Annotated in this window: 4 protein-coding genes, 3 pseudogenes and 1 other annotated feature; all 7 genes and pseudogenes read left to right on the top strand. The window is 42.7% G+C overall.

Going from position 1 to position 8,355, the window contains the following annotated elements:
• Positions 1 to 46 precede the first annotated feature (46 nt).
• Positions 47 to 688 (top strand): annotated as a pseudogene (locus tag AC075J_RS17540) (ClpP family protease).
• A 100-nt stretch (positions 689 to 788) separates the two neighbouring features.
• Positions 789 to 1,677 (top strand): annotated as a pseudogene (locus AC075J_RS17535) (sulfide/dihydroorotate dehydrogenase-like FAD/NAD-binding protein).
• Positions 1,677 to 3,071: an NADPH-dependent glutamate synthase gene (gene gltA, locus AC075J_RS17530; protein WP_476390554.1), complete on the top strand. Its 1,395-nt coding sequence runs from the start codon at positions 1,677 to 1,679 to the stop codon at positions 3,069 to 3,071. Before AC075J_RS17535 ends, gltA begins: the two are co-directional and overlap by 1 nt.
• Before the next feature lie 59 nt (positions 3,072 to 3,130).
• Positions 3,131 to 3,362, top strand: a binding site (T-box leader).
• A 183-nt stretch (positions 3,363 to 3,545) separates the two neighbouring features.
• Positions 3,546 to 4,565, top strand: a complete 1,020-nt coding sequence (gene pheS, locus AC075J_RS17525) for a phenylalanine--tRNA ligase subunit alpha (RefSeq protein ID WP_026648180.1) — start codon at positions 3,546 to 3,548, stop codon at positions 4,563 to 4,565.
• Between the two features lie 104 nt (positions 4,566 to 4,669).
• Positions 4,670 to 7,087 carry a phenylalanine--tRNA ligase subunit beta gene (pheT, locus tag AC075J_RS17520; protein WP_118331006.1) on the top strand — a complete coding sequence of 806 codons (2,418 nt, stop codon included), beginning with the start codon at positions 4,670 to 4,672 and terminating at the stop codon, positions 7,085 to 7,087.
• A complete protein-coding gene (locus tag AC075J_RS17515) occupies positions 7,087 to 7,701 on the top strand; it encodes a histidine phosphatase family protein (protein ID WP_119246004.1) in 615 nt (204 codons plus the stop codon). Before pheT ends, AC075J_RS17515 begins: the two co-directional genes overlap by 1 nt.
• Before the next feature lie 431 nt (positions 7,702 to 8,132).
• Positions 8,133 to 8,355: pseudogene (locus tag AC075J_RS17510) on the top strand (MotA/TolQ/ExbB proton channel family protein); the annotation flags it as partial.

The following is an 8,355-nucleotide window of genomic DNA, read 5'->3' as shown; positions in this document are numbered from 1 at the left end:
GACACAGGAGTCAGAAAGTAAAAATCAGGAAAGTACCAATGAGCAGATCAAAGATATGGGACAGGTGGTTTTAAACAGCAATTCCCTGAAAACACAAGGTAGAGCTTCTGACCATCATTGGTGAGGTGGAAGGTCATGAGTCTGCACCCTCCCATTCCAAAACTACAAAATATGAGCATGTACTTCCAAAGCTTGCCATCATTGAGGATGATGAAGAAATAGAAGGTCTTGCCGATCCTTTTGAACACAGTGGGAGGAAGATGTGGAGGCTGGGCTTGCCATTGCAGAGATGATTGCCTCATTAAGTATACCAACAGTGTCACTGGTTCTGGGCGGCGGACATTCTATCGGAGTTCCGATGGCCGTATCTGCGGACTATTCTTTCGCAGTACCAAGTGCTACGATGGTGATCGATCCGGTACGTTCCAATGGTATGTTTATCGGAGTGGCTCAGACTTACCGGAATATGGAGAAAATTCAGGACCGTATCACTACATTTATTTCCGAACACTCCAGAGCATCTCAGAAACGTCTGGAAGAGCTGATGCTTGATACTTCTCAGCTGGTAAAAGATGTAGGAACCATGCTGGAAGGAAAAGAGGCAGTAAAAGAAGGGCTGATCGATGAGGTTGGCGGTATTAAGGAAGCGTTGGCAAAATTATATGAAATGATAGAAAAAGAGTGTTGAAAGTGAAAAAAATCTTATATATGCTACAAATCAACCCTTGCCATATGTCAGATTTTGGCGTATTATTAATAGAGGTTTATTATTTGCGAGGAGGAAAACCATGTATAAGATTTTAAAAGCTGAAACACTGGCAGCTAAGATCCATCTTATGGTTGTACACGCACCGCGTGTTGCAAGCCATTGTCAGCCAGGACAATTTATTATCGTTAAGTTAGATGAGAAGGGTGAGAGAATCCCTCTTACTATCTGTGATTATGATCGTGAAGAAGGTACGGTCACAATCGTATTCCAGGAGATTGGTGTATCTACCATCAAGATGGCAGAATTAAAAGCAGGAGATGCATTCCGCGATTTCGTAGGACCTCTTGGATGTCCTTCTGAATTTGTTGAGGAAGATATCGAAGAATTAAAGAAAAAGAAAATGGTATTTGTTGCCGGCGGTGTTGGTACAGCCCCTGTTTACCCACAGGTAAAATGGCTCCATGAACATGGAATCACAGCAGATGTTATTCTTGGTGCAAAAACTAAGGATATGGTTATCCTTGAGAAAGAACTGGGAGAAGTTTCCAATCTTTATGTTACTACAGATGACGGTTCCTATGGCCGTGCAGGTATGGTTACTAAGACTCTTGAGGATCTCGGTAACAAACGAAGGCAAACATTACGATGTCTGTGTAGCGATCGGACCGATGATCATGATGAAATTTGTCTGTCTTCTTACCAAGAAGCTTGGCATTCATACAATTGTCAGCATGAACCCAATCATGGTTGACGGAACAGGTATGTGTGGCGCATGCCGTCTTCAGGTTGGCGATGAGATTAAGTTTGCATGTGTAGACGGACCGGAATTCGACGGACATCTCGTTGATTTCGACCAGGCTATGAAGAGAAGCCAGATGTATAAGACTGAAGAGGGACGTGCATTACTGAAACTTCAGGAAGGTGATACCCATCATGGCGGATGTGGACATTGTGGAGGTGACAAGTAATGGCAGATGCAAAGATGTTAAAGAAAGTTCCTGTAAGAGAACAGGATCCAAAGGTGCGTGCAACAAACTTTGAAGAAGTTTGTCTTGGATACAATCAGGAAGAAGCAATGGAAGAAGCACAGAGATGCTTAGGCTGTAAGAAACCGAAATGTGTGGAAGGCTGTCCTGTATCCATTAATATTCCTGGATTTATTGAAGAGATTAAAGAGGGAAAGATCGAAGAAGCATACAAAGTGATCGGATTATCCTCCGCACTTCCGGCTATCTGTGGACGTGTATGTCCTCAGGAATCCCAGTGTGAGGGTAAATGTATCCGCGGAGTCAAAGGTGAAGCTGTTTCTATCGGTAAGCTGGAGAGATTTGTTGCTGACTATGCTCTGGAACATGATATCAAACCTGTTGGAGCAGAAGTTAAGAACGGACATAAAGTTGCAGTGATCGGTTCCGGTCCTTCCGGACTTACCTGTGCAGGTGATCTTGCAAAAGCTGGTTATGATGTAACTGTATTTGAAGCTCTTCATGAACTTGGCGGTGTTCTTGTTTACGGTATTCCGGAGTTCCGTCTTCCGAAACAGAAAGTTGTTAAGAAAGAAATTGAAAAAGTTAAAGAATTAGGTGTTAAATTCGAGACTAATGTTGTTATCGGTAAATCCACAACAATCGATCAGCTGATCGAGGACGAAGGATTTGAAGCTGTATTTATCGGATCAGGTGCCGGACTTCCAATGTTCATGGGTATCCCGGGTGAGAATGCAAGCGGTGTATTCTCTGCCAACGAATATCTTACAAGAAGCAACCTGATGAAAGCTTTTGATGATTCTTATGATACACCGATCGCAGCAGGAAAGAAAGTAGCAGTTGTAGGCGGTGGTAATGTTGCTATGGATGCTGCCAGAACAGCTTTAAGACTTGGTGCTGAAGTACATATCGTATACAGAAGAAGTGAAGCAGAGCTTCCTGCACGAGCAGAGGAAGTTCATCACGCAAAAGAAGAGGGAATCATCTTTGATCTTCTTACTAACCCGAAGGAAATCCTTGTAGATGAGAACGGTCATGTAAAAGGTATGAAGGTTGTCAAGATGGAACTTGGTGAGCCGGATGCTTCCGGAAGACGTCGTCCGGTTGAAATTCCGGGATTTGAATATGACATGGATGTAGATACAGTTATCATGTCTCTTGGTACTTCCCCGAACCCTCTTATTTCTTCTACAACAAAAGGTCTTGAAGTCAATAAGAGAAGATGTATCATTGCTGAAGAAGAAACAGGTAAGACATCTAAAGATGGTGTATATGCCGGCGGTGATGCTGTTACAGGTGCAGCTACTGTTATCCTTGCCATGGGTGCAGGTAAAGCTGGTGCCAAAGGTATCGATGAATATCTTAAAAATAAATAATGTAAATGGTACTTGACAGATTTTGACGTCTGTGGCATGATTACTAGTGTTGATAATCATGAAAAGCTTAGAAGGTGTTTACAGGGATTTATTTTCCGTCAGAGAGAGGAAGCCATCGGCTGGAAGCTGCCTCAGGTTCAGATATTTCCTGAATTTCCCACCGGAGCCGCATTTCTGAATGACAGTATTTACTGAGTAGGAAATGACGTTACTGCGCGTTAAGCAGACCGAGAGCCTGTAGAAAATGCAGGAAGCAGGGTGGTACCGCGGATATTTTACTCCGTCCCTTTAGTGGGACGGAGTTTTTTGTTTGCTAATTCTGCTATTATAACATGAATTGCGAGAACTGCTTTTGCAACGGAGCGATTTGTGGCTATCAAGTCAGAGTCAGATTTTACGTTACTGTTCATTCTGTTCTCAGTAACGATTTTTCTTCTCTGACATTATGACATAAAGGAGAAAGAGAACATGGATATGAAAGAAAGACTTCAGGAACTGGCTGAAGCAGCCGGAAAACGGATCAGTGAATCCGAAGGTCTGGAAAAACTGAACGAAGTACGTGTGGCATACCTTGGTAAAAAAGGTGAATTGACTGCAATTTTAAAGAGTATGAAAGATGTTGCACCGGAAGAGCGCCCGAAGGTTGGACAGCTTGTAAACGAAACAAGAAGCAAGATAGAAGCACTTCTTGATGAATCTAAACAGAAACTGGAAGAAGCAGCACGTGAAGAGAAGATGAAACAGGAAGTGATTGATGTGACTTTACCTGCAAAGAAAGCTAAAATCGGTCACCGTCACCCGAACACCATCGCCCTGGAAGAAGTAGAGCGTATCTTTATTGGTATGGGTTATGAAGTAGTAGAGGGACCGGAGGTAGAGTATGCGGATTACAACTTTACTAAACTGAATATTCCGGAAAATCATCCGGCACGTGATGAACAGGATACTTTCTTTATCAACGATTCTATCCTTCTTCGTTCCCAGACTTCACCGGTTCAGGCACGTACTATGGAGAAAGGAAAGCTGCCGATCCGTATGATCGCACCTGGTCGTGTATTCCGTTCAGATGAAGTAGATGCAACACATTCTCCTTCTTTCCATCAGATCGAAGGTCTTGTTATTGACAAGAACATCACTTTTGCAGATCTTAAGGGAACTTTGCAGGAGTTTGCACAGGAATTATTCGGACCTGAGACAAAAACTAAGTTCAGACCACATCACTTCCCGTTCACAGAGCCAAGCGCAGAGGTGGATGTATCCTGTTTCAAGTGTGGTGGTAAAGGCTGCCGTTTCTGTAAAGGTTCCGGCTGGATTGAAATCCTTGGCTGCGGTATGGTTCATCCGAATGTATTAAGCATGTGCGGAATTGATCCGGAAGAATACACCGGATTCGCATTTGGCGTAGGTCTTGAACGTATTGCACTTCTGAAATATGAGATTGATGACATGAGACTGCTCTATGAGAATGATATCCGTTTCCTGAAACAGTTCTGATGAAATGACTGTCTGAAACAACAGAGCTATGCAGCCAAGAGGAAATTTCTGTCCGGGAAAGCTGCTATAAGTCTGAGCTATAATATAGAAAGAGGATTAACAAAATGAATACTTCATTATCTTGGATTAAAATGTATGTGCCGGATCTTGATGTGACAGCACAGGAATATACAGATGCCATGACACTGACAGGAACAAAAGTGGAAGGCTTTGAAAAACTGGACGCAGATCTGGATAAGATCGTGATCGGTCAGATTGAAAAAATTGAGAAACATCCGGATGCGGATAAACTGATCATTTGCCAGGTGAATATCGGAACAGAGACTGTACAGATTGTTACAGGCGCTCCTAATGTAAAAGAGGGAGATAAGGTTCCTGTTGTTCTTGACGGCGGACGTGTTGCCGGTGGACATGACGGAAAGAAAACACCGGGTGGAATTGAAATCAAAAAAGGAAAACTTCGCGGAATCGATTCCTATGGTATGATGTGTTCCATCGAAGAGCTGGGAAGCACAAGAGAAATGTATCCGGAAGCCCCGGAATACGGAATCTATATTTTCCCTGAAGACGCTGTTGTAGGCGAGAGTGCGATCAAGGCACTGGGCTTGGATGATGTTGTCTTTGAATATGAAATCACATCCAATCGTGTTGACTGCTACGGCGTACTGGGAATTGCAAGAGAAGCGGCAGCTACGTTTAATGAGAAATTCTGTCCTCCTGTTGTAGAGTGTAAGGGAAATGATGAAAAAGCTTCTGACTATGTAAAAGTAACGGTAGAAGATCCGAAACTTTGTCCACGTTACTGTGCAAGAGTCGTAAAGAATGTTAAGATCGGACCATCTCCGAAATGGATGCAGAGATGTCTGGCTTCCAATGGAATCCGTCCGATCAATAATCTGGTAGATATTACAAACTATGTAATGGAAGAATTTGGTCAGCCAATGCACGCATATGATCTGGACAGGATTGCAGGAAAAGAAATCGTTGTACGTCGTGCAGAGAATGATGAGAAATTTGTAACGCTGGATGGACAGGAACGTACCATGGATGATCAGGTACTGATGATTTGTGACGGTGAGAAAGCAGTTGGTATTGCCGGTATCATGGGTGGAGAGAATTCTATGATCACAGACGATGTAAAAACTGTTCTTTTCGAGGCTGCATGTTTTGATGGAACAAATATCCGCCTTTCTTCCAAGAGAATCGGTCTGAGAACAGATGCTTCCGGTAAATTCGAAAAAGGTCTTGACCCGAACAATGCGCAGGCAGCTATCGACAGAGCATGCCAGCTGATGGAGGAACTTGGAGCAGGTGAAGTCGTAGGTGGAATGGTAGATATCTGCAATGAAGTAAGAGAACCATCCAGAGTTCCTTTCAAACCGGAGAAGATTAATGCTCTTCTTGGAACTGATCTGACACCGGAAGAAATGCTTGCTTATCTGGCAAAAGTAGAACTGACCTATGACGAAAAAACAAATGAGATCGTAGCTCCTACTTTCCGTCAGGATATCCATTATGTAGCTGATGTTGCAGAAGAAGTTGCAAGATTTTTCGGATATGATAAGATTCCGACTACTCTGCCTACAGGTGAAGCTACAACAGGTAAGCTTCCGTTTAAACTTCGTATTGAAGCAGTGGCACGTGATATTGCGGAATATTGTGGTTTCTCTGAAGGAATGACCTATTCTTTCGAAAGTCCGAAGGTATTTGACAAATTAAGACTTCCGGCTGACAGTAAGCTCCGTCAGGGAATCGTGATCAGCAATCCTCTGGGAGAAGACTACAGTGTCATGAGAACAACTACTTTAAACGGTATGCTCAGTTCTCTGGCTACGAACTATAACAGAAGAAATAAAGATGTACGTCTCTATGAACTTGGTAATGTATATCGTCCGAAAGCACTTCCTCTTACAGAACTTCCGGATGAGCGTATGCACTTTACACTTGGTATGTATGGAAACGGCGATTTCTTTGACATGAAAGGTGTATGTGAAGAGTTCTTTGAGAAAGTAGGAATGAGAGATAAAGTAGATTATGATCCAAACAGCGGAAAGACTTACCTTCATCCCGGAAGACAGGCAAATATGGTTTATGATGGTAAGGTTGTAGGCTATCTGGGAGAGATTCATCCTCTGGTTGCAGATACTTATGGAATCGGTGATAAGGCATATGTGGCAGTGATTGATATCCTTACGGTTCTTGAATTTGCAAGCTTCAACCATAAATACACAGGAATTGCAAAATATCCTGCAGTAACCCGCGATTTAAGTATGGTCGTTCCGAAAACCGTTCTTGCAGGACAGATTGAACATATTCTGACTCAGAGAGGCGGAAAGATTCTGGAGAGTTATCAGTTATTTGACATTTATGAAGGAAACCAGATTAAAGGAGGATATAAATCCATGGCTTATTCTCTGGTATTCCGTCACCATGACAAGACTCTGGAAGAGAGCGAGATTACAGCTGCAATGAAGAAAATCCTGAATGGTCTGACAGACCTTGGAATCGAGTTGAGAAGTTAATGCTGATTTATGTATTAAGACATGGGATAACTCAGTGGAATAAACTGAAAAAAGTGCAGGGGGCAATGGATATTCCCCTTGCACCGGAAGGAATTGAACTGGCGAAAAGAACAGGAGAAGCATTAAAAGATGTTCCGTTTGATATCTGTTTTACCAGTCCTCTGGCAAGAGCGAGACAGACAGCACATTATGTGCTGGGAAACAGGCAGATTCCTGTTATTGAGGATAAAAGAATCCAGGAAATTGATTTCGGAGTTCTTGAAGGAAGCCGGTTTAAGGATGAACAAGGGAAGATCATCAGCCATGAAATGGAAATTTTCTTTGAAGAGCCACAGAAATTTGAACGTCCTCAAAACGGCGAAAACATTTCTGATATCCTGAAACGCACCAGAGAATTCTGGGTGGAGAAAACGACAGATCCTGCTCTGGCAGACAAAACAATTCTTGTTTCTTCTCATGGATGTGCAGTTCGTGCACTGCTTCAGAATGTCTATCAGGATCCGAAACATTTCTGGCATGGATGTGTGCCTCCAAACTGCAGTATCAATCTGCTTGAAGTAAAAGATGGAAAAGCTAGATTTCTGGAAGAAGATAAAGTTTATTCTGAAATATAACAATTCTGTAAAATAATCCGGTGGACAACTGTGCTTTGAGTACAGCTTTTCTGCCGGACTTTTAATATATTTTGTTATTGTTTACACACCACTATCCCGAGACATACAAGCCAAAATTCCATTGCCGCAGGCAATCTGGAATGAATTTTGGCTGTTACTGTTCACTGGTAATATCCCGCGAGGTGTTTTTTGTGAGCGAAGGTCACAGAAAACCCGAGATATACCGCGCGAATTTATGCGATTAGCATAAATTCTGTGCATCGCGAAGCGTGTTACTGAGAACGGAGTGAACAGTAACTTTTGGCTACGTTACTGTGAACAGTAAGCTATATTTTTACTTGTGACAGATATGACGTTGTGATATGATATACGAAAAAGGAAATTGTCTGTAATTTTGTGCAGAATCTGCAAATAATCACAGGAGGTGTATTATGGGCAAAAAAATTATGAATACGGTTCTTTTTCTGGTGGTGCTTGGCGGATGTGTTGCCATGACGCTGCTGACCGGGAATGGTTCATCAGGCACGATGATTTATAACTTTGCATTCCTCGCTGTTATGGCTGTGATCTATCTGGCCGGACTGTTTGGCGGTATGTTTCGGGTAGACAGCATTGGAGAGGCTCTCGCAAGAGGAACGCAGGAGCTTTCCAGTA

It is taken from the genome of Blautia sp. ZXY-1-C6 (assembly GCF_056339875.1).
This window is presented reverse-complemented; position numbering and strand designations above follow the sequence as displayed.